Here is a 20,181-nt window from a genome sequence, read left to right on the forward strand (position 1 = left end):
GTAATCGACATGATCGTCCTGAAGGCAACACAAGACAAAGTCCTCGCCGCACTGCAGTCGGTGGCGGGCATCGTGGAGCGGCGTCACACGCTGCCGATCCTGGCCAACGTGCTGATCCGCAAGACCGGCGGCCAGCTGCAGCTCACCACCAGCGACCTGGAGATCCAGATCCGCACCTCGGCCGAACTCGGCGGCGACGAAGGCAACTTCACGACCACCATCGGCGCGCGCAAGCTGATCGACATCCTGCGCACCATGCCCACCGACCAGACCGTGAGCCTGGAGTCGAGCGCCAGCAAGCTGGTGCTCAAGGGCGGCAAGAGCCGCTTCACGCTGCAGTCGCTGCCGGCCGAGGATTTCCCGCTGGTGCAGGAAGCGGCCAACTTCGGCCCGGTGTTCAGCGTGCCGCAGAAGACGCTCAAGGACCTGCTGGGCCAGGTGTCCTTCGCGATGGCGGTGCACGACATCCGCTACTACCTCAACGGCATCCTGTTCGTGGCCGAAGGCAAGCAGCTGAGCCTGGTCGCGACCGACGGCCACCGCCTGGCCTTCGCCTCGGCGATGCTCGAGGTCGAGGTGCCGCGCCAGGAAGTGATCCTGCCGCGCAAGACCGTGATCGAGATGCAGCGCCTGCTGTCCGACGCCGAAGGCGCGATCGACATGCAGTTCGCCAACAACCAGGCCAAGTTCAGCTTCGGCGGCATGGAGTTCGTCACCAAGCTGGTCGAGGGCAAGTTCCCCGACTACAACCGCGTGATCCCCAAGGCCCACAAGAACAGCGTCACGCTGGGACGCGCCACGCTGCTGGCCAGCCTGCAGCGCACCGCGATCCTGACCTCGGACAAGTTCAAGGGCGTGCGGCTCAACCTCGAGCCCGGCACGCTGCGCATCGCCTCGAGCAATGCCGAACAGGAAGAGGCACAGGACGAGCTCGACATCGACTACGGCGGCGACGCCATCGAGATCGGCTTCAACGTGACCTACCTGATCGACGCGCTGGCCAACATGAGCCAGGACATGGTCAAGCTGGACCTGGCCGACTCCAACAGCTCGGCGCTGCTGACCATCCCCGAGAACGCATCCTTCAAGTACGTCGTGATGCCGATGAGGATCTAGCCCACCCCCGAAGGCTGCGCGCACTGCGTGTCGCGTGCGCCTTCCCCCTCGAGGGGGCAACACCGGCGGCCCGGCGGAGCCGGTTCCGCGGTGTTCCTGGAATGAGAGCGGAATCGCCGCCCATCCGTTATGAGAGAGTTTGAAAGAGTCCTATGAGCGAAGAAAACAAGCCGGAAGTTCCGCACACCGAACCGGTCTACACCCCGGAAATCGAGAGCGCGATTCCGATTGAAGTCACGCCCGCCGACACCTCGTATGGCGAGGGCTCGATCACGATCCTCGAAGGGCTGGAAGCGGTGCGCAAGCGCCCCGGCATGTACATCGGCGACACCTCCGACGGCACCGGCCTGCACCACCTGGTGTTCGAGGTGGTGGACAACTCCATCGACGAGGCGCTGGCCGGCCATTGCGACGACATCGTCGTCACCATCCACTCCGACAACTCGATCTCCGTCACCGACAACGGCCGCGGCATCCCGACCGGCGTGAAGATGGACGACAAGCACGAGCCCAAGCGCTCGGCCGCCGAGATCGCGCTGACCGAGCTGCACGCCGGCGGCAAGTTCAACCAGAACAGCTACAAGGTCTCGGGCGGCCTGCACGGCGTGGGCGTGTCCTGCGTGAACGCGCTGAGCGTCACGCTGCGACTGATCGTGCGCCGCGAAGGCAAGATCCACGAGCTCGAATTCAGCCGCGGCTTCGTGCAGAACCGCCTGCTCGAGACCGTGAACGGCTTCGAGGTCTCGCCCATGAAGATCGTCGGCGAGACCGACAAGCGCGGCACCGAAGTCCACTTCCTGCCCGACACGGAAATCTTCAAGGAGAACAACGATTTCCACTACGAGATCCTGAGCAAGCGCCTGCGCGAGCTGAGCTTCCTGAACAACGGCGTGCGCATCCGGCTGAAGGACGAACGCACCGGCAAGGAAGACGACTTCTCGGGCGCCGGCGGCGTCAAGGGTTTCGTCGAGTTCATCAACAAGGGCAAGACCGTCCTGCACCCCAACGTGTTCTACGCGATGGGCGAGAAGCCGGCCGAGACCTACGGTGGCATCCCCGGCACGCACATCGGCGTCGAGGTCGCGATGCAGTGGAACAGCGCCTACAGCGAGCAGGTGCTGTGCTTCACCAACAACATCCCGCAGCGTGACGGCGGCACCCACCTGACCGGCCTGCGCGCCGCGATGACCCGCGTCATCAACAAGTACATCGAAGAGAACGAGCTGGCCAAGAAGGCCAAGGTCGAGGTCACCGGCGACGACATGCGCGAAGGCCTGTGCTGCGTGCTGAGCGTGAAGGTGCCCGAGCCCAAGTTCTCGAGCCAGACCAAGGACAAGCTGGTGTCCAGCGAAGTGCGCGCGCCGGTGGAGGACATCGTCGGCCGCCTGCTGACCGACTACCTGCAGGAACGCCCGAACGACGCCAAGACCATCTGCGGCAAGATCATCGAGGCCGCCCGTGCCCGCGAAGCCGCGCGCAAGGCGCGCGAGATGACGCGCCGCAAGGGCGTGCTCGACGGCATGGGCCTGCCCGGCAAGCTGGCCGACTGCCAGGAGAAGGACCCCGCGCTGTGCGAGGTCTACCTGGTGGAGGGCGACTCCGCCGGCGGCTCCGCCAAGCAGGGCCGCGACCGGAAGTTCCAGGCCATCCTGCCGCTGCGCGGCAAGATCCTGAACGTCGAGAAGGCACGCTACGAGAAGCTGCTGACCAGCAACGAAATCCTGGTGATGATCACCGCCCTGGGCACCGGCATCGGTCGTGCCGGCGCGACCACCGCGGGCGGCGGCGCCGACGACTTCAACGTCGCCAAGCTGCGCTACCACCGCATCATCATCATGACCGACGCCGACGTCGACGGCGCCCACATCCGCACGCTGCTGCTGACCTTCTTCTACCGGCAGATGCCGGAGCTGGTCGAGCGCGGCCACATCTACATCGCGCAGCCGCCGCTGTACAAGGTCAAGGTCGGCAAGGAAGAGCAGTACCTCAAGGATGGCCCGGCCCTCGACGCCTTCCTGCTCAAGGTCGCCCTGAAGGACGCCAGCATCGAGACCGGCGGCGCCAACTCCACCACGCTGACCGGCGACACGTTGGCCGAGCTGGCGCGCAAGCACCAGCTGGCGCAGGCCGTGATCGCCCGCCTGGGCGTGTTCATGGACGCGGCCGCGCTGCGCGCGATCGCCGACGGCGTGTCGCTCGACCTCGACACGCCCGCATCGGCCGAAGCCTCGGCCGTGCTGCTGCAGGCCAAGCTGCGCGAACTCAACGACAGCGGCGCGCCCGCCGAAGTCGCGAGCGAGTTCGACGTGCGCACCGACAAGCCGGTGCTGCGCATCAGCCGCCGCCACCACGGCAACATCAAGAGCAGCGTGATCACGCAGGACTTCGTGCACGGCGCCGACTACGCGGCCCTGGCCACGGCCGCCAACACCTTCCGCGACCTGCTGAGCGAAGGCGCGGTGGTCAAGCGCGGCGAAGGCGAGCGCGCCAAGGAAGAGAAGGTGGCCGACTTCCGCGTCGCGATGAAGTGGCTGATCGGCGAAGCCGAGCGCACCACCTCGCGCCAGCGCTACAAGGGCCTGGGCGAGATGAACCCCGAGCAGCTGTGGGAAACCACCATGGACCCCACCGTGCGCCGCCTGCTGCGCGTGCAGATCGACGACGCGATCGAAGCCGACCGCGTGTTCACCATGCTGATGGGCGACGAAGTGGAGCCGCGGCGGGAGTTCATCGAGCAGAACGCGCTGCGGGCGTCGAACATCGACGTGTAGGCGCGGCCATGGCCGCGGTCGAATCGCTCCAAGGCGGTTCGATGCGCTGCTAGAACAGCCCGCGCTGCGCCGTAGTCAGCGCCCCAAAGCTCTCCCCCAACGGATGAAGAATCGCATCCGCGATGGGCTGGAGCTGCTTGGCCATGTAGTGCCCGTAGTCGATGCGTGATCGGCGGGCCTCCAGTGGCTCGGGGCCGGCTTGCGTCATCACGTACTGGATCCAGCCGCCGTTCTGGTACTGCTGGGGCCGGTTGACCCGCGCGTTGTGCGCGTCGGCGATGCGCGCCGCGCGCACCTGGGGCGGCACGTTGACCTGATAGGCGTCGAGCCGGTGGCGCAGGCGCTTCCGGTAGACGAGCAGCGCGTCCATGCGGCCGTCCAGCATCGAGCGGGCGTAGTCGGCCACGAAGGCCCGGTAGGGCTCGCCATGGAAGATGCGCGAGAGCAGGCCCTCCTGGAATTGCCGGGCCAGCGGCGTCCAGTCGGTGCGGGCCATCTCGAGCCCGCGGTAGACCATCTCTTCGCGATGTTGGGCATCGACGCTCAGGCCGGCATAGCGCTTCTTGCTGCCGACATCCGAGCCACGGATGGTGGGCATGAAGAACTTGGCGTAGTGCGTGTCGAACTCGATCTCGAGGTGGTTCTCCAACCCTTGTGCCTCGCGCAGCCTGTGGGTCCACCAGGCGTTGATGTCCCGGACCAGGGCCGCCGCGACGGCGTGTGCCTCCTCGTTCGTGTGCGCGCGCTTGAGCCAGATGAAGATGGAGTCGGTGTCGCCGTAGATGGCCTCGTAGCCGCGCTGCTCCACGAAGTCGCGGGTGAGCTTCATCATCTCGTGGCCGCGCAGCGTCACGGCGGAGACCAGCTTCGGATTGAAGAAGCGGCATTCCGATGCACCCAGCACGCCGGCAAAGGAGTTCATGAGCAGCTTCAGCGCCTGCGACAGCGGCTCGTTCGCGGCCCGCTTGGCCTCGTCGCGGGCGCGCGACAGCGTCGTCACGATGTCCGGCAGGCAGTGCCGGGTGCGCGAGAAGGCGGTGCCCTCCGGGCCCTGCACGATCGCTGCAGGGTCGTCGAGCGTCGCGCCTTCGATCAGGCCCACGGGGTCGACCAGGAAGGTGCGGATGATGGAGGGGTAGAGGCTCTTGTAGTCCAGCACCACGACCGAGTCGTAGAAGCCCGGCCTTGAGTCCATGACGTAGCCGCCGGGGTAGGCCTTGGCCGCGATGTCGCCCACGTTGGGTGCCACGTAGCCCAGCCGGTGCATGCGCGGCAGGTAGTGGTGGCTGAAGGCCGCGATGGAGCCGCCGAAGTGGTCCGCCTGCAGGCCCGTCGTCTGCGCGCGCTCGAGCACGAAGCGCAGCAGCCTGGCCTTGTCGAAGATGCGCAGCACCAGCTGGCAGTCGCGGATGTTGTAGCTGGCGAGCGCGGGCTTGTCCTCCTGGTAACGCCGCTCGATCTCGGCCATCTTGTCGTAGGCGTCCCCGATCTCCTTGCCCTCGCCCAGCAGCACCTGGGAGACGGTCTCCAGGCTGAAGGACGGAAAGCTCCACATCGCGGCCTTCAGCGCGTCGATGCCGTCGATGACCACGCGCCCCGGCATGGGTGCGAACAGGTAGCCCTGGCGGCCCGGGTGGGTGCGCCACGCGATGGGCAGGCGCTCGCGGCCCATGAGCAGCGGCACGCCGCAGGCGTCGGCGGTCTTCTGCAGCACGCGCAGGTCGAACTGCACCACGTTCCAGCCGACGAGCACATCCGGGTCGTGGTCCACGAACCAGGCATTCAATCGCTCGATCATTTCCCTGCGGCTGGCGCAGTAGACGAGGCGGAAGTCCGGCGGTGCCGTCGCATGGTCCGGCGCCTCGCCGAGCATGAAGACGATGCGGTCGTCCGCGCCGTCGAGCGCGATGGAGTACAGCGCCTCCGTGGCGCTGGTCTCGATGTCCAGCGACACCACCTTCACCGTCGGCCGGTAGTCGGGCGCGGGTCGTAGACGGCCGTTGAAGAGGGTGGAACCGTCCTGCTGTCCGCCCTCGACCCGCACGCCGGCAAAGATGAAGCGCTCCATCAGGTAGCGGTCGTGCGGCCGGACATCGGCTTCGTGCAGCGGGATCTGCTGCGCCTGGAGCGCCCGGGCCAGCTTGCCGAGTTGGCGGAACTGCCGTGCGTAGACACCGAGCACCGGCTCCTGGCCGAAGGTCTTCAGTGCGAGTTCGCGCAGTTCCAGCCCCGGCAGGGACGGCAGCAGGGCCTCGACGGCGGCGCGGTGGAGGGCCTGGACGAAGGCGACCGAGGTCCGCGCCGTCAGGACGACCTTGCGCGGCCCGTCGTCCGTGGCCAGCCAGTAGTCGATCTGGGTCCCCTCGGGCGCATCCCGCCAGTGACGGGTGAGGATGAAGCCCTGGAAGTCATGGGACGCCACGGGAGTCTAGTATTCGGATCGAGCAGGAACGTGAGGGGCTGGCGTCCATTTTCGCTGACGAACACGATCGATCCGGCTTTCCCGCGTCCCGACGCAGATTTCGTCCACCTCTTCGAAAGCCTCTCCCATGCAGGAACTCTCCGCCCTCGCCGGCGTGCTCGCCGCCCTCACGGTCGGTGTGATCAGCCCCGGCCCCAGCTTCGTGATGGTCGCGCGCACGGCCGTCTCGACCTCGCGTGCCAACGGCCTGGCGGCCGCGCTGGGCATGGGCGCCGGGGGCGTGGTCTTCGCGCTGGCGGCGCTGCTGGGGCTGCAGGCCGTGCTGCTGGCGGTGCCTTCGCTGTACCTGGTGCTCAAGATCGCGGGCGGCGTCTATCTGGCCTACCTGGGGGTGCGGATCTGGGCCTCTGCCAGGCAGCCGCTCGTGGTGCCGGGCGAGGCGACCGGCAACAGCGCCCCGTGGTCGAAGTCGCTCGCGCTGGGCTTCGTCACGCAGGTGAGCAACCCTAAGACCGCCATCGTCTACGCCAGCGTCTTCGCGGCCTTCCTGCCGGCCGCGCCGTCGTGGGGCTTCGACATCGCGCTCGTGGCCGTGGTGTTCGCGATCGAGGCGGGCTGGTACGCGACCGTGGCCCTGGCGCTGTCGTCCGAGCGGCCGCGCCGCGCCTACCTGCGCTTCAAGGCCGCGATCGACCGCATGGCCGGCGGCGTGATGATGCTGCTGGGATTGAAACTGGTGCTGTCCAGCCACCGGGCCTGAGCGAGACGCTGACGTCAGCGCGGAAAGGCCACGCCTGAGAGGCGCGCGCACAGCGCCAGCAGCGCATCCTGCAACGGCACGTCGTGCGCGGCCGCCAGCGCTTCCTTCTGTTGTGCGTGATAGAAGTAGCGCCCCGTCACCTGCGTCGCAGGATCGACGCCTGCCGCAAGCCAGGCCTGCGTGCGATGCGCCTGGTCCAGGTCGTCGGTGGCGCCCGGGCCGCCCATGCGCGTGGCGACCCAGCCGGGCTCGAGCGCGTTGGCCTGCACCTCGGGCCAGAGGCGCGCGACCGCGAAGGCCAGCAGCACGTCATGGAACTTGGTCTCGGCATAGGCCTGCGCACCATCCCATTCGCGCCGCTCCCAGAGCGCATCGTCGAGGGTTCCCGCTGCCTGGCGATGCAGCAGTGAGCTCAAATAGACCAGGCGCTTCGGGCGCGCGATCAGGCTGGTCAGCACATAGGGCGCGAGCGTGTTGACCGCGAACAGCTCGGGCAGGCCATCGCTGGTGACGCGTCGCCGGCTTTCGCGATAACCCAGCGCGGCGTTGTGGATGACGGCGTCGGCCACCGGCAGGCGGTTGGCCTGCTCGGCGACCGCGCGCATCTGCGCCAGCGTCGACAGGTCACCCACCAGCACGGCCTCGGCCTGCGGCAATGCGCGCCGTGCGTCGTCGGCCCGCGCGGCGTTGCGTGCATGCAGGAGGACCTGGTGGCCCTGTTCGGCCAGCAGACGGGCGGCCATCAGGCCCAGGCCGTCGGTGGAACCTGTGATGAGGATGCGTGACATGGATCTTTCCTTTTCTCGAGCGGCCGAGTCAGGCGGCGCTGCGTTCGATCAGGCCGCGCAGCACGGTGTCCAGGCCGGTCTCGCCGGTGCGGCGCTCCGTGCCTGTTTCTTCGAACGCGATCCAGCCTTCGTTGAAGCCGTCGAGCATCTGCATGCGCGGCAGGGGATGGTGCATGCCCTGCGAACGGAACAGCGCCTCCCAGCTGTCGCGCGGCACCGGCTGTGCCTGCACCGCATGGCCCAGCAAGCGGGCGAAGGCCTCGGCGATGTCGTGCGGCGACACAAGCTGCGGACCAGCGAGTTCGACGACGCGACGGCCGCTCCATGCCGTGGCCATGAGCTCGGCGCACACACGCCCCACATCGGCCGTGGCCACCATCGGGATGGGCCGCGCCAGTGGCTGCAGGAAGCTGGGGACCACACCCTGGTCACGCGCCGAGGCCACGTCCCATTGCACGTTCTCCATGAACCAGGCCGCACGGACGAAGGCGGTCGGCATCGGCAGCTCGCCCAGCACCTGTTCCATGTGCGAGAGCTGGCTCAGCAGGTTGGCGCGAGGCTGGTGCGCTCCGACGGTGGACAGGCACACCACGCGCGCAGGCCGTGCAGCCGCCAGCGCCGCATGCAGCGCGGCCACGATGGCACGCGACTCGGCCAGGTCGGGCGAGGGATCGAAGTTGGGCGGCAGCAGCACGAAGACCGCTTCGGCACCGGCAAAGGCTTGCGTCAACGCCGCTGCATCGCCCGCGTCCGCGATCGCCACTTCGCAGCCCTGCTGCGCCCAGGCCCGGGCCTTGGCGGGATCGCGCACCACGGCGCGCACGTCCTGGCCCGCGGCCAGCAGCCGGCGCGCGACCACGCCGCCCACCTGGCCGGTGATTCCTGTGATGGCATGCATCTCGAATTCCTTCTCTTTGAATGACGAATGGACGGAATTCTGGGCGCCGGCATGCCAGCTGTCGACGGCATGAATAGCACTTTAGAATTGATTCCATGTCATCAATGCAGGAGGCGCTCCATGGCCTTTGACGAACGCACGCTCAACGGCATGGGCGTGCTGGCCTCGGTGGTGCGCAACGGCAGCTTCGCGGCGGCGGCCGGCGCGCTGGACATGACACCCTCCGGCGTGAGCCGCGCCATCGTGCGGCTCGAAGGGCGCCTGGGCGTGCGCTTGTTCGAGCGCACCACGCGTTCGGTGGCGCTCACCGACGAAGGGCGGCGCTTCCACGAACAGATCGCGCCGCTGCTGGCCGGCCTGGAGGATGCGGCCAGCGAAGCGGCGCAAGGGCAGGCCGCGGTGCGCGGCCGGCTGCGGGTCAATGTGCACCCCTTCTTCTCGCGCCTGATCCTTGGGCCGCGGCTGGGCAGCTTCATGCGCCAGCACCCCGAGCTGCGGCTGGAGCTGATCACGCGCGAGGCGATGGGCGACATGATCGCCGAGGGCTTCGATCTCGCGATCCGTTTCGGCGAACCGCGCAACTCCAGCCTGGTGGCGCGCAAGCTGCTCGACACGCGCATCCTGACCGTGGCCTCGCCGGCCTACATCAAGCGCCAGGGCCGGCCCGCCGTGCCGGCCGATCTCGAGGGCCCGCAACACAGCTGCATCCAGTTCCTCGACCCCGAGACCGGCAAGCGCTTTCCCTGGGAGTTCCATCGCGGGCGCAAGCGCCTCGAGCTGCCCATCGACGGCGCGCTGCTGGTCAACGACGTGGGCACGATGCACGGCGCCTGCCTGGCCGGCTACGGCATCGCGCAGGTGATGGAACTGGGGGCGGAGACGCTGCTGGCCGAGGGCCGGCTGGTCAACGTGCTGCCCGATTGGGCCGACGAGCGCTTTCCGCTCTACGCGCTGTACCCGTCGCGCAGCCACGTGCCGGCCAAGACGCGCGCCTTCCTGGATTTCGTGGTCTCGGTGGCCAGGCTGGGCCACGCGGCGCAGGCGCCGGAACCCGCCGCGCGCGCTCGGCGTGGCCCACGCGCTGCCTGACTGCTACGCCCGTTCCGGCGCGAACTGATGCTGTTCCCGCCGGCCGCCGAAGCGCACAGTGCAGACATCGCGCTCACGCGCTTCGACGAGGCCCCATGTCCAATTTCCTCCGCTCCCTGCGTGCCGTGCTCTGGGGCCTGATCGGCCTGGGCGGGCGTCGGGCGGCCGCCGACGCACGTGTCGACCGGGCCGGCGCGTTGCCGATGATCGCCATCGCGCTGACCCTGGTGCTGCTGCTCGTGCTCGGCCTGATCGCGCTCGCGCGCTTCGCGGCCGGCGCTTGAAACGCCGCGCGGTCTGCGCCTGCGCCTACGTGCGCCTGCAACCTCGGCCGGCCCGCGCGCGGCAGCAGGGTCCGCTCAATGGAGGCATTCATTGGCAGCCATCGCTGCCCAGGAGATGCCCATGACTTCGCACACCGATCCCACCACCCCGGCCAACGCCGCCGCATCGGCCGCCACCGGCGAGCTGCACGAAGCGCGCCTCGGCGACCGCGGCGCGGCCTCGGGCCGCAACATCGCGCAGAACCGCGCGATCGGCCAGGACGACCCGCTGGAAGGCAGCCGCATGGGCCGCGAGCAGCACAAGGCCAAGGGCTTCCCGGGTGACGGCGAACCCGGCAGCGGCGAAGGCACGGATGCAGCGCAGACGCGCGAGGCCCAGGACTGACGACAGCCCTGCGCGTGCGCCTCAGCCCACGTCCATGCCTTCCGCCGGATAGGGCGCGAAGCGGCTCTCGTTCTCGCTGACGTCCAGCGGCCGGCCCACGAAGGGGAAGGCGCGCTGCGGGCAGCGCACGCGCTCGCAGACCTTGCAGCCCATGCCGATGGGCGTGGCGATCTCGGGGTCGTCGAGGTCCATGCCGCGCGAATAGACCAGCCGCGGCGCGTGGCGAATGTCGCAGCCCAGCGCAACCGAGAAGGTCTTGCTGGGTGCGCCGTAGCCGCCCTGGCCCGTGGACACGGTGCGCGCGATCCACAGGTAGGAGCGGCCGTCCGGCATGCGCGCGAGCTGCGGCAGGATCTTGCCGGGCTGCGAGAAGGCCTCGTAGACGTTCCACAGCGGGCAGGTGCCGCCGGTCTTGGAGAAGTGGAAGTGGGTGGCCGACTGCCGCTTCGAGATGTTGCCCGCGCGGTCGACGCGGATGAAGAAGAAGGGCACGCCCGGCGCGCCCGGCCGCTGCAGCGTGCTCAGGCGGTGGCAGATGGTCTCGAAGCCCACGCCGAAGCGGCGCGACAGCCGGTCGATGTCGTAGCGCAAGGTCTCCGCGGCCTTGAGGAAGGGCTCGTAGGGCAGCAGCAGCGCGCCCGCGAAGTAGTTGGCCAGGCCGATGCGCGCCAGCGTGCGCGCCTGCGGGTCCTGCCGCAGCTCGGGCGTGTCGACCAGCGCATCGAGCAGCGCCGAATGCTCGAGCAGCGCCAGCTGCGTGCCCAGTTGGAAACCGAGCTGGCCCTTCTCGAGCGCGGGCGACAGCCGCAGCACCTTGCTGCCCGGGTCGTAGCTGCGCTGCCTGGCGTCCATGTCGTCGTGCGAAGGCACGGCGCGCACGCCATGCCGCTGGGCCAGGCGCTGCACCAGCCAGTCGGTCAGCGGGCCGCCCTGCGCATGGGCTTCGGTGGCCAGGGCCTCGGCCGCGCGGTCCACCGCGTCGAAATGGTTCTGGTGGGTGAAGAAGAAATCGCGCACGCGCTCGAAGGCCATGGGCCGCATCGGCGCCAGCTCGGCGCGGTCGTCGCCCAGCCGCAGCGCGATCTCCTCCAGCCGCTGCACCGCATCGAGGTTGCGCCGGTGCAGGGCCAGCAGCGCGCGGCCCACCGCGGGCATCTGCGCGGCGATCTCGCGCAGCTCGGGCAGGGCCACGGCCTCGCCACCCGGGTTGTCGGCCAACGCCTCCTGCATGCCCGCGACCAGCCGCGTTTCCTCGTCTTCGGAGAACTGCTGCACGTCCACGCCCAGGGCCCGGCTGACCTTGAGCAGCACGCCCACGGTGAGCGGCCGCTGGTTCTGCTCGAGCTGGTTCAGGTAGCTGGGCGAGAGGCCCAGCAGCTGCGCCATCGCGATCTGCGAGATGCCGCGTTCCGCGCGCAACTTGCGCAAGCGCACGCCCATGAAGGTCTTCTTCATCGGCTGCTTTCGCCCGCGGATGAATTCGCAACATTCGCAGAACTTCTGGATTTCATTCGCAAGACTTCGCTGATGGGTGTCGTGGGCACCCCGCGATTGTGCGTAGATTGCGAATCATGGCAAGCCCCGCGCGAAGGGCTGGCGAAGCCGGCTGTCAGGCCTGCAGCCGCATCGCCAGGAAGGCCAGGATCTCGTCGCGCGCCGCCAGCGTGGGCTGGCCCTCTTCGTCGATGAGGTGCACCGTCACCACGCTGTGCGGGCTGCGCACGTGCTGCGCGAAGAAGGGGGGCGGGTCCGGGTGCGCGGCCGCGTCCGGCAGGATGCGCGCCACGAAGCGCGGCCCCAGCGCGGCCGTGTAGGCGGCAAAGCGCTGGGCCCGGCAGAAGCTGTCGCCGTCGAAGCGATAGGCCATCACGGTGAGGTCCTCGGCCTCGAGGCGGCGGCGCACGGTGGCGAGTTCGTCGGGCGCCATCTCGATGCCGGCCGGGTCGTCGAGCGGCAGAGAAGGCTGGCACACCACCGGCGCCAGCACCGCGGGCTCGAGCATCATCGAGAGCGCGAAGTTGCCGGTGAAGCACATGCCGATCGCGCCCACGCCCGGGCCGCCGCATTCGCCATGCGCCTGCCGCGCCAGCGCCCGCAGCCATTGCGTGACCGGGCTCGAGGCGTTCGATGCAAAGGCGCGGAACTCGGCGCTCACGCAGGCATGGCGGAACACCGCCGCGCCTTCCTCGGCGCTGGGTATCGCGCCGTCGCGGCCGAACAGCGAGGGCATGTAGACGGTGAAGCCCGCCGCGCGCACCCAGCGGGCGAAGCGCGCGACATGCGGGCTGATGCCCGGCATCTCGGCCATCACGATCACCGCCGGCCCGGTGCCCGACACCCACACCGTCTTGGTCGCACCGTCGAGCGTGAGCTCGCGGCGCGTGAGGTCGTCGAGCGTGTCGTGCCGGTTCACGTCGCGCGCGCTCATGCCACGGCCTCCGCCATCGGGTGCTGGTGGTGTGCATCGCCGGGGACGGCGCCGCGCGGAATCTTGACAAGGATGTGGGGCATGGCCTCTTTCGTGGAAAGTCGAGCGCCCATTGAAGCGCCGGCGGGCCTAGACTTCGAGTGTCCACTTCGACATCTTTCAAGCGTTTTCAGCCAATGAACGATTTCACGGTCCTGGTGCTGCCAGGAAGCTATGCGAGCAGCGTGGCGGTCACGCTGGCCCTGCTCGAGGCCGCCTCGATGCTGGCGCCGCCCATGCAGCTGGCCCGCCCGCGCTGGCGCGTGGTGTCGGTCGGCGGGAGCTCGGTGCCGCTGAGCAGCGGCATGCACGTCGAGGCCACGCCGCTGCCGCAGCGCCCGCGCGCCGAGGGCTCGTGCTGGATCGTGCCGGGCCTGAACCTGGCCAGCCTCGAGACCCTGCAGCGCCGCCTGGCCGACGACGACATGCAGCGCGCGGCCCGCGCGCTGGCCGCGCATGCGGGCCGGGGCGGGGCGGTCGCGGCCTCGTGCTCGGCGGTGTTCCTGCTGCAGGCCGCAGGCCTGCTGGCCGGACGCACCGTCACCACCTCCTGGTGGCTGGCCCCGGCCCTGCGCAGCCTGGAGCCGGGCTGCACGGTGGACGCGGACCGCATGGTCTGCGAGGACGGCCCGCTGAGCACCGCCGGCGCCGCCTTCGCCCAGACCGACCTGATGCTGCACCTGCTGCGGCGCCGCTTCGGCGTGGCCATGGCCGAGGCGGTGGGCCGCAACCTGCTGATCGACGGGCGGCAGGCGCAGGGGGCCTTCGTGGTGCCGGCGATGCTGGCCAGCGGCCATGCGCTGATCGCGCGCCTGGTGCGCCGCATCGAGGCCGCGCTGCCCCATCCGCCGAGCGTGGAAGAACTGGCGCAGGAATTCGCGATGTCGACCCGGACCCTGTCGCGGCATGTGCGGCAGGCGACCGGCAAGAGCACCATGGCCCTGCTGCAAAGCGTGCGCTCGAACCGCGCCCGGATGCTGATCGAGTCCAGCCGCATGACGCTGGAGCAGGTGGCCGCGCAGGTCGGCTACGAAGACGCGACCGCGCTGCGGCGGTTGATGCGCAAGGTCGCGGGCGGCAATCCGAGCCGCTACCGGCCAGCGGGCGGCCCGCCTTTGCCACCCTGAACGCCGCGAGATCAAGAAAAATCTAGGCGTAAACGCTGTACCTTGCCCGACTCTTGCTAGGGAAGAATTCCTGACGCAACCCTGGAACGACGGCACAGCATGAACTTCATCCGTACTTCGCGCCGCGCAGCGCCCCTCCTGGCCGGCGCCGCCCTCCTTTTCTGCGGCCTGATGTCAGCGCACGCTTCGGCCAATCCCCCCATCCGCATGGCCGATGGCGTGGAATACATGTGCGGTGGCGCCAACAAGGACGAGGCCAGCTTCCTCAAGATGGTGGCGCCGCGCTGGGCCGCCACGCTGGAGTTCGCGCTGGGGCAGGGTGCCCGCGGCGCGGCACCGGGCGACGTGCAGGTGCTGGTTCTCAACAAGTACACCGGCAAGCCCGTGATGGAGGCCACGGCCACCGGCCCGCTGATGCTGGCGCGGCTGGAGCCGGGCGACTACGCGGTCGAAGCCACGGTCGGCGGCGTCACGCTCACGCAGGAACTCACGGTGTTCAACGGCATGCCGACCACGGCGCGCTTCGTCTGGCCGTCCAACATCGACGTGCCGCCGCTGAGCGGGCGCACCATGCTGACGCAGGGCGTCAGCGCGTCCAGCCACTGAACGCGGCCTCGGGCCCCTTCGGCGCCGCGGGCGCCGATTTCGTTTGGTGCCGGGCCTCCGGGGCCTTGAATGCGCGCCGGGCGGCTCACAGATGCGCTGCCGGGCGTCGCCCGTCTCTTCCGGATCCGCATGCCGCTTCGCCCCCTGTCCCTCCTCACCGCGCTGCTGCATGCCTACATCGGCCTGCGCCTGCTGCCCGCGCTGTGGGCCCTGAGCCCCGTCGGCGCCCTGGCACTGCTGCTCGCCCTGGTCGTCTCGGCCGCCAGCATTCCGCTGCCTTTCGTGGGCCTGGGTTCGCGGCAGCGGCCGCCGCTTCACGACGTCTGGCGCTGGCTCGGCCTGCTGTGCATGGGCTGGTTCTCCTCGCTGCTGGTGCTCACGCTGGTGCGCGATGCGGGCCTGCTGCTCGGCTGGGCCGCGCAGGGGGTCGGCGTCCTGCGCTTCGACGGCGCATCGGCCCGCCGCTGGAGCGCGGCCGCGGTGCCGCTGCTGGCCACGGCGGTGACGGCGGTCGGCTTCTTCAACGCCCGCCGCACCGCCCCGGTGCAACGCGTGGACGTGCCGATCCGCGACCTGCCGCGCGCGCTGGTCGGCTTCTCGATCGTGCAGCTCAGCGACATCCACGTCGGGCCGACCATCAAGCGCGGCTACATCCAGCGCATCGTCGATGCGGTCAACCGGCTCGAGGCCGATGCGATCGCCATCACGGGCGACCTGGTCGACGGCAGCGTGGCCGAGCTGCGCGAGCACATCGCGCCGCTGGCCGACCTGCGCGCGCGGCACGGCACCTTCGTGGTGACCGGCAACCACGAGTACTACGCGGGCGCCCCAGCCTGGATCGTCGAGCTGCGCCGGCTCGGGCTGCGGGTGCTGCTCAACGAGCATGTGCTGCTCGAGGCCCGCGGCGCCGCCGGCGCGCAGACCGACGAGGAGAGCGGCGACGCCACCCTGGTGCTGGCCGGCGTGACCGACTTCACGGCCGGGCATTTCGATGCCACGCAGGCCAGCGACCCGCAGGCGGCATTGGCGGGCGCGCCCGCCTCGGCCACCACGCGCGTGCTGCTCGCGCACCAGCCGCGCAGCGCGCCGGCGGCGGCGGATGCGGGTTTCCAGCTGCAGCTCTCGGGCCACACGCACGGCGGCCAGTTCTTTCCCTGGAACCTGTTCGTGCCGCTGCAGCAGCCCTTCACGGCCGGCCTGCACCGGCTGCGCGACATGTGGGTCTACACCAGCCGGGGCACCGGCTACTGGGGCCCGCCCAAGCGCTTCGGCGCGCCCTCGGAAATCACGCTGCTGCGGCTGGTCGCGGCCTGATCAGGCTTCGGCGTGCGCCAGCCGGCGTGCGTTGGCCGTGGCCCGCGCATGGATCGGCTTGAGGCCGCGCTGCACCACGCGCGCACCGACGCTGCCGATCTGCGTCGCGTTGGCGAGGGTGCGCTGGCCGGCGCTCAACAGCGCGTGGCTGTGCGCCGCGGCCTGGGCGGGCGTCAGGCTGGTGGCCAGGCCCAACCAGGCCGTGGTGGCGCCCAGCCAGTCGCGCACCGTGCGCTGCGTGAGTGCCTGGCTAGTGGTGTTCAACTGATTGGCGATGGCGGCGCCCGATTCGCTGACCGCTGCCAGCTTCTCCTGGCCCATCAGCTGGAACTCGACCTGGTCCGCGGCGCTGGGCGCCAGCCCGGCCAGGGCCATGCGCTCGGTGCGCAGCTGGATCACGGCGGCGGCGCTCAGCAGCATCTCCTGGGTCGTGAGGGCGACGTCGGCCCACAGCAGCAGCGGATTGAAGAACCGCGAGGAGAAAGTGGGGGACATGCAGGCGTTTCGACGTGGCAAAGGAGCCCACTATAGGCCTGCCGCGCCTTTCATGCTGCGGTGCAGCAATCGAACAGGGGCATGTCCTACCGCGGACAGAGACAAATGACCGGCGGCGTGGTTTTTCCGTTCGCGGGACAGTCGGGTCAACACCCCAGCCTCGAACCAGAACCATGAAAAACAAGTTCATCGGGCCGCGCGCGGCGCTGGCCCTGGGCGCGCTTCTTTTCTGCGCCACCCCTGCGCTGGCCCATGGCGATGCCACGCCGGGCTTCTACGTCGAAGGTGGGCATGCGCTGCATGGCGGCGCCGACACCGAGGCCTGGGCGCTGGGCGCGGTGCTGCCCTGGTCGCCCAGTGGTGCCGGGGTGGTCAACGGCCGCTCCTTCGCCTGGGATGTGTTCGCCAGCCAGTGGCGCGCGCCCGATGTGGGGGGCGACGGTCGCCGCGGCTATGCCCAGCTGGGCGTGATCGCCACCTGGCGCTACCGTTTCGACCAGGGCGCATCGCCCTGGTTCGTCGAAGGCGGCCTCGGCGGCACGGTGATGAACCATGTCTATCGCACGCCCGAGCGTTCGTTCAGCACCGCCTTCCAGTTCACCGAGGTGGCGGGCCTGGGCCGCAGCTTCGGCGCGCGCGGCGAGCACGAACTCTCGGTGCGGCTGCAGCATGTGTCCAACGGCGGCATCAAGAAGCCGAACCCCGGCGCCAACTTCGTGCGCCTGCGCTACCTCTACCGCTTCTGAAGCAGCACGCTCAGCGCTGGGCCGCTTCGCCGGCCTCCGCGCGCACCACGTGGGTGGCCCGCGACAGGTCTTCCAGCCACGCGGCGTAGGCTTCGTCGCGTTGCTGCGGATCGCCGCGCAGCAGCGCCGAGGGATGCAGCGTGACCAGCACCGGCTCGCCGCGCGGGCCGGTCTGCCACTGGCCGCGCTCGCGCATCACCGCCACCGGACGGCCGAGCACCGCGCGCGCCGCCGTGGCGCCCAGCGCCAGCACCGCCTGCGGACGCACCTGGGCCATCTCGCTCTCCAGCCAGTGCAGGCAGGCCTGCGCCTCCTGCTGCGTGGGCGTCTTGTGGATGCGCCGCTTGCCGCGCAGTTCGTACTTGAAGTGCTTGACCGCGTTGGTCACGTAGAGCGCCTCGCGCGACCAGCCCAGGTCGTGCAGCGCACGGTCGAAGAGCTGGCCCGCCGGCCCCACGAAAGGCCGGCCGCGCAGGTCTTCCTGGTCGCCCGGCTGTTCGCCCACCACCATGAGCGCCGCGCCCACCGGGCCTTCGCCGAACACCGACTGGGTGGCGTGCGCGCCGATCGGACATTCGCGGCAGCGGTCGGTGGCGCGCCGCAGCTGGGCCAGCGCGGTGGCCGGATCGGCGGAGGTGTCTTCGTCGGCCAACAGCGGCCGGGCGATGGGCACGATGCGCCGCGCCGGCACCGTGGGCGGCGCCTCGACCATGCGCTCGCTGCGCGCCGAGGCGTCGGCCGCGAGCGGCGCGATCAGCACCGCCTCGGGCAGGTTCTGCCAGTAGCGGCGCGGCATCTCCTTCTGCATCATCGCGAGCTTGAGCCGGGCCGGGTTGAAGATGTGGCGGTAGTAGGTGAGCCACAGCGCCTCGCCCGCATCGGCCGGCGGCGCGTCCTCGCGGCGCGCGCCGGGGCCGAAATCGAGCCGGCCTTCGGTGGGCAACGCCTCGCCGCCATCCGCGTCGGCGGCAGCCCCGGGATGCCATTGCACCGAACGCTCGGGCGTGAGGATGGCCCAGCGCATCGTGGCGAAGCGCCGCACGAAGAAGGGCGCGACGGCCTCGACGATGTGGTGGTCGGGCTCGAACCAGGCGACGTGCAGCGTCGGTTCGCCATCGTCCTGCGGCAGCGGACGGAAACGCACGAAGGCCTTCATCTTGTGCATGTCGCGCCGCACCGCCTGCGCCATGTGGTGCGCGCGCACGCGGTCGGCATCGAGCGGATCGCGGCGCAGCGTGGGCTCGTGCACCAGCCGCCAGAGCAGCCGGTAGAGCAGGCCGAAGCGGTCCGGGTCGTCGTGCAGCACCACGGTTTCGCACAGCCGCACGAAGGCCGGCGGCACGATCGCCGAGGCGCTGCCCACGCCCTGCGCGCGCGGCGTCTCCAGCGCCGCGAACAGGTCGCTCTCGGCGCTGGCGCGGGTGTGCCAGACCACGTCTTCCGGCGGCACCTGGCGCGCCAGCAGTGCGCGCGCCTCGCCGCGAAAGCCGGGCCAGTCGGTGTCGCTGGAAAGCGTGACGGTGTGGATTGCCATGCGGGCAATGTGGCGCGCGCCAGGCACGCGCCTTGTAGGCATTCAGGCGGAAAAGAGCGAGGCCTGCACCGGCGCGGGCTTGAAGCGCGCCGCGAAGCCTGCGGCATCGAGCGCGCGGCCCGGCCGGTGGTCGGCCAGCAGCACGAAGGGCAGCACCTTCTTCAGCGGCACGTGCAGGCGGCCGAGGTCGGCGCTGCGAAGCTGCCGCACGCGGCGCGCGATCAGCAGCCGCTCGACCGCCTTCACGCCCAGGCCCGGCACGCGCAACAGCATCTCGCGCGGCGCGGTGTTGAGGTCGACCGGAAAGCGCTCGCGGTGCGCCAGCGCCCAGGCCAGCTTGGGATCGACGTCGAGCGAGAGCATGCCGCCGGCCGCGCCGGCCTCGGTGTTGGCGGCGGCCGGCACGATCTCGTCGTGCGTGAAGCCGTAGAAGCGCATCAGCCAGTCGGCCTGGTAGAGCCGGTGCTCGCGCACCAGCGGCGGCGCGGCCAGCGGCAGCGAGGACGAGGCATCGGGGATCGGGCTGAAGGCCGAGTAGTAGACGCGGCGCAGCCGGTAGGCGCCGTAGAGCTGCGCGCTGGTCGCGAGCAGCGCGCGGTCGTCGGCCGCGTCGGCGCCCACGATCATCTGCGTGCTCTGGCCGGCCGGCGCGAAGACCGGTGCGGGCGCGCGGCGCGGCGCGGCGCCGGGCATGGACATCACCGTGCCCGCGGCGGCGTCGCGGCGGGCACCCTTGGCATCGTCGATGTGCACCCGCATGCGCGCCATCGCGCGCCGGATGCCGGCGCCATCCTTCTCGGGCGCCAGCGCGGCCAGGCCGTCGGCAGTGGGCAGTTCGACGTTGATGCTGAGCCGGTCGGCATAGCGGCCGGCGCGCTGCAGCAGCTCGGGCGAGGCCTCGGGGATGGTCTTGAGGTGGATGTAGCCGCGGAAGTCGTGGTCTTCACGCAGCGCGCGCGCCACTTCCACCACCTGCTCCATCGTGTGGTCGGGGCTCTGGATGATGCCGCTCGACAGGAACAGGCCCTCGATGCAGTTGCGGCGGTAGAAGTCGAGCGTGAGCTGCACCACCTCGTCGGTCGTGAAGCGGGCGCGCGGCACGTTGCTGCTCACGCGGTTCACGCAGTAGAGGCAGTCGTACTGGCAGAAGTTGGTCAGCAGGATCTTGAGCAGCGAGATGCAGCGGCCGTCGGGCGCATAGCTGTGGCAGATGCCCGCGCCTTCGGTCGAGCCGATGCCGCGCCCGCCCACCGAGTTGCGCGCGCCCGTGCCGCTGGAGGCGCACGAGGCGTCGTACTTGGCGGCGTCGGCCAGGATGGCCAGCTTGCGATCGATGTTCACTGTACGAATATACAGTGATGCGAACAACCCTTGTCGCG

At 70.0% G+C, this 20,181-nt stretch carries 18 protein-coding genes; 10 read left to right on the forward strand and 8 right to left on the reverse strand.

Going from position 1 to position 20,181, the window contains the following annotated elements:
• Positions 1–9 precede the first annotated feature (9 nt).
• Together dnaN and gyrB are read left to right on the forward strand one after the other, a co-directional pair.
• A complete protein-coding gene (gene dnaN, locus QTI20_RS27310) occupies positions 10–1,116 on the forward strand; it encodes a DNA polymerase III subunit beta (protein ID WP_183028532.1) in 1,107 nt (368 codons plus the stop codon).
• 152 nt (positions 1,117–1,268) lie between these two features.
• The gene (gyrB, locus tag QTI20_RS27315; protein ID WP_183028531.1) at positions 1,269–3,887 is read left to right on the forward strand and encodes a DNA topoisomerase (ATP-hydrolyzing) subunit B; all 2,619 of its coding nucleotides are present in this window, start codon (positions 1,269–1,271) and stop codon (positions 3,885–3,887) included.
• Positions 3,888–3,936: 49 nt separating this feature from the next.
• On the opposite strand, the gene QTI20_RS27320 is transcribed toward gyrB, so the two are convergent.
• A complete protein-coding gene (locus tag QTI20_RS27320; protein WP_286555191.1) occupies positions 3,937–6,309 on the reverse strand; it encodes a DNA polymerase II in 2,373 nt (790 codons plus the stop codon).
• A gap of 127 nt (positions 6,310–6,436) precedes the next feature.
• Between QTI20_RS27320 and QTI20_RS27325 the strand changes: the two genes are divergently transcribed.
• Positions 6,437–7,069 carry a LysE family translocator gene (locus QTI20_RS27325; protein WP_286555190.1) on the forward strand — a complete coding sequence of 211 codons (633 nt, stop codon included), beginning with the start codon at positions 6,437–6,439 and terminating at the stop codon, positions 7,067–7,069.
• A gap of 14 nt (positions 7,070–7,083) precedes the next feature.
• Here QTI20_RS27325 and QTI20_RS27330 read toward each other — a convergent pair whose 3' ends face one another.
• Positions 7,084–7,857 carry an SDR family NAD(P)-dependent oxidoreductase gene (locus QTI20_RS27330; RefSeq protein WP_286555187.1) on the reverse strand — a complete coding sequence of 258 codons (774 nt, stop codon included), beginning with the start codon at positions 7,855–7,857 and terminating at the stop codon, positions 7,084–7,086.
• 28 nt (positions 7,858–7,885) lie between these two features.
• Positions 7,886–8,755, reverse strand: coding sequence for an NmrA family NAD(P)-binding protein (locus QTI20_RS27335; protein ID WP_286555186.1), 870 nt, complete (start codon positions 8,753–8,755; stop codon positions 7,886–7,888).
• A 120-nt stretch (positions 8,756–8,875) separates the two neighbouring features.
• Here QTI20_RS27335 and QTI20_RS27340 point away from each other — a divergent pair, with 120 nt between their 5' ends.
• From QTI20_RS27340 to QTI20_RS27350, 3 genes are all read left to right on the forward strand, one after another.
• Positions 8,876–9,844: a LysR family transcriptional regulator gene (locus tag QTI20_RS27340; protein WP_286555184.1), complete on the forward strand. Its 969-nt coding sequence runs from the start codon at positions 8,876–8,878 to the stop codon at positions 9,842–9,844.
• A gap of 95 nt (positions 9,845–9,939) precedes the next feature.
• Complete coding sequence (locus tag QTI20_RS27345) at positions 9,940–10,128, forward strand: DUF2970 domain-containing protein (protein WP_286555183.1); 189 nt, start codon at positions 9,940–9,942, stop codon at positions 10,126–10,128.
• Between the two features lie 121 nt (positions 10,129–10,249).
• Positions 10,250–10,513 carry a hypothetical protein gene (locus tag QTI20_RS27350; RefSeq protein WP_286555181.1) on the forward strand — a complete coding sequence of 88 codons (264 nt, stop codon included), beginning with the start codon at positions 10,250–10,252 and terminating at the stop codon, positions 10,511–10,513.
• 21 nt (positions 10,514–10,534) lie between these two features.
• Here QTI20_RS27350 and QTI20_RS27355 read toward each other — a convergent pair whose 3' ends face one another.
• Together QTI20_RS27355 and QTI20_RS27360 are read right to left on the reverse strand one after the other, a co-directional pair.
• Positions 10,535–11,968, reverse strand: coding sequence for a short-chain fatty acyl-CoA regulator family protein (locus QTI20_RS27355; RefSeq protein WP_286555180.1), 1,434 nt, complete (start codon positions 11,966–11,968; stop codon positions 10,535–10,537).
• Positions 11,969–12,122: 154 nt separating this feature from the next.
• On the reverse strand, positions 12,123–12,941 hold the full coding sequence (locus tag QTI20_RS27360; protein WP_286555178.1) for a dienelactone hydrolase family protein: 819 nt from the start codon (positions 12,939–12,941) through the stop codon (positions 12,123–12,125).
• Between the two features lie 176 nt (positions 12,942–13,117).
• On the opposite strand from QTI20_RS27360, the gene QTI20_RS27365 reads away from it, so the two are divergent.
• The 3 genes from QTI20_RS27365 to QTI20_RS27375 all read left to right on the forward strand — a co-directional run bounded on the left by QTI20_RS27365 (position 13,118) and on the right by QTI20_RS27375 (position 16,027).
• Positions 13,118–14,107, forward strand: coding sequence for a GlxA family transcriptional regulator (locus QTI20_RS27365; protein WP_286555176.1), 990 nt, complete (start codon positions 13,118–13,120; stop codon positions 14,105–14,107).
• 207 nt (positions 14,108–14,314) lie between these two features.
• Positions 14,315–14,713 (forward strand): hypothetical protein, encoded by a 399-nt coding sequence (locus QTI20_RS27370; RefSeq protein ID WP_286555175.1) that lies wholly within the window; start codon positions 14,315–14,317, stop codon positions 14,711–14,713.
• A 129-nt stretch (positions 14,714–14,842) separates the two neighbouring features.
• Positions 14,843–16,027, forward strand: coding sequence for a metallophosphoesterase (locus QTI20_RS27375; protein WP_286555173.1), 1,185 nt, complete (start codon positions 14,843–14,845; stop codon positions 16,025–16,027).
• Here QTI20_RS27375 and QTI20_RS27380 read toward each other — a convergent pair whose 3' ends face one another.
• Complete coding sequence (locus QTI20_RS27380) at positions 16,028–16,522, reverse strand: polyhydroxyalkanoate granule-associated phasin (RefSeq protein WP_286555172.1); 495 nt, start codon at positions 16,520–16,522, stop codon at positions 16,028–16,030.
• A gap of 173 nt (positions 16,523–16,695) precedes the next feature.
• On the opposite strand from QTI20_RS27380, the gene QTI20_RS27385 reads away from it, so the two are divergent.
• Entirely contained in the window at positions 16,696–17,268 is a 573-nt protein-coding gene (locus QTI20_RS27385; RefSeq protein ID WP_286555170.1) for an acyloxyacyl hydrolase, read from the forward strand.
• A 10-nt stretch (positions 17,269–17,278) separates the two neighbouring features.
• Here QTI20_RS27385 and QTI20_RS27390 read toward each other — a convergent pair whose 3' ends face one another.
• Both QTI20_RS27390 and QTI20_RS27395 read right to left on the reverse strand, forming a co-directional pair.
• Positions 17,279–18,802 carry a UdgX family uracil-DNA binding protein gene (locus QTI20_RS27390; RefSeq protein WP_286555168.1) on the reverse strand — a complete coding sequence of 508 codons (1,524 nt, stop codon included), beginning with the start codon at positions 18,800–18,802 and terminating at the stop codon, positions 17,279–17,281.
• A gap of 42 nt (positions 18,803–18,844) precedes the next feature.
• A complete protein-coding gene (locus QTI20_RS27395) occupies positions 18,845–20,143 on the reverse strand; it encodes a putative DNA modification/repair radical SAM protein (protein WP_286555167.1) in 1,299 nt (432 codons plus the stop codon).
• Between the last annotated feature and the right edge of the window lie 38 nt (positions 20,144–20,181).

This window comes from Variovorax sp. J2P1-31 (assembly GCF_030317215.1).
Lineage (GTDB): Bacteria > Pseudomonadota > Gammaproteobacteria > Burkholderiales > Burkholderiaceae_C > Variovorax.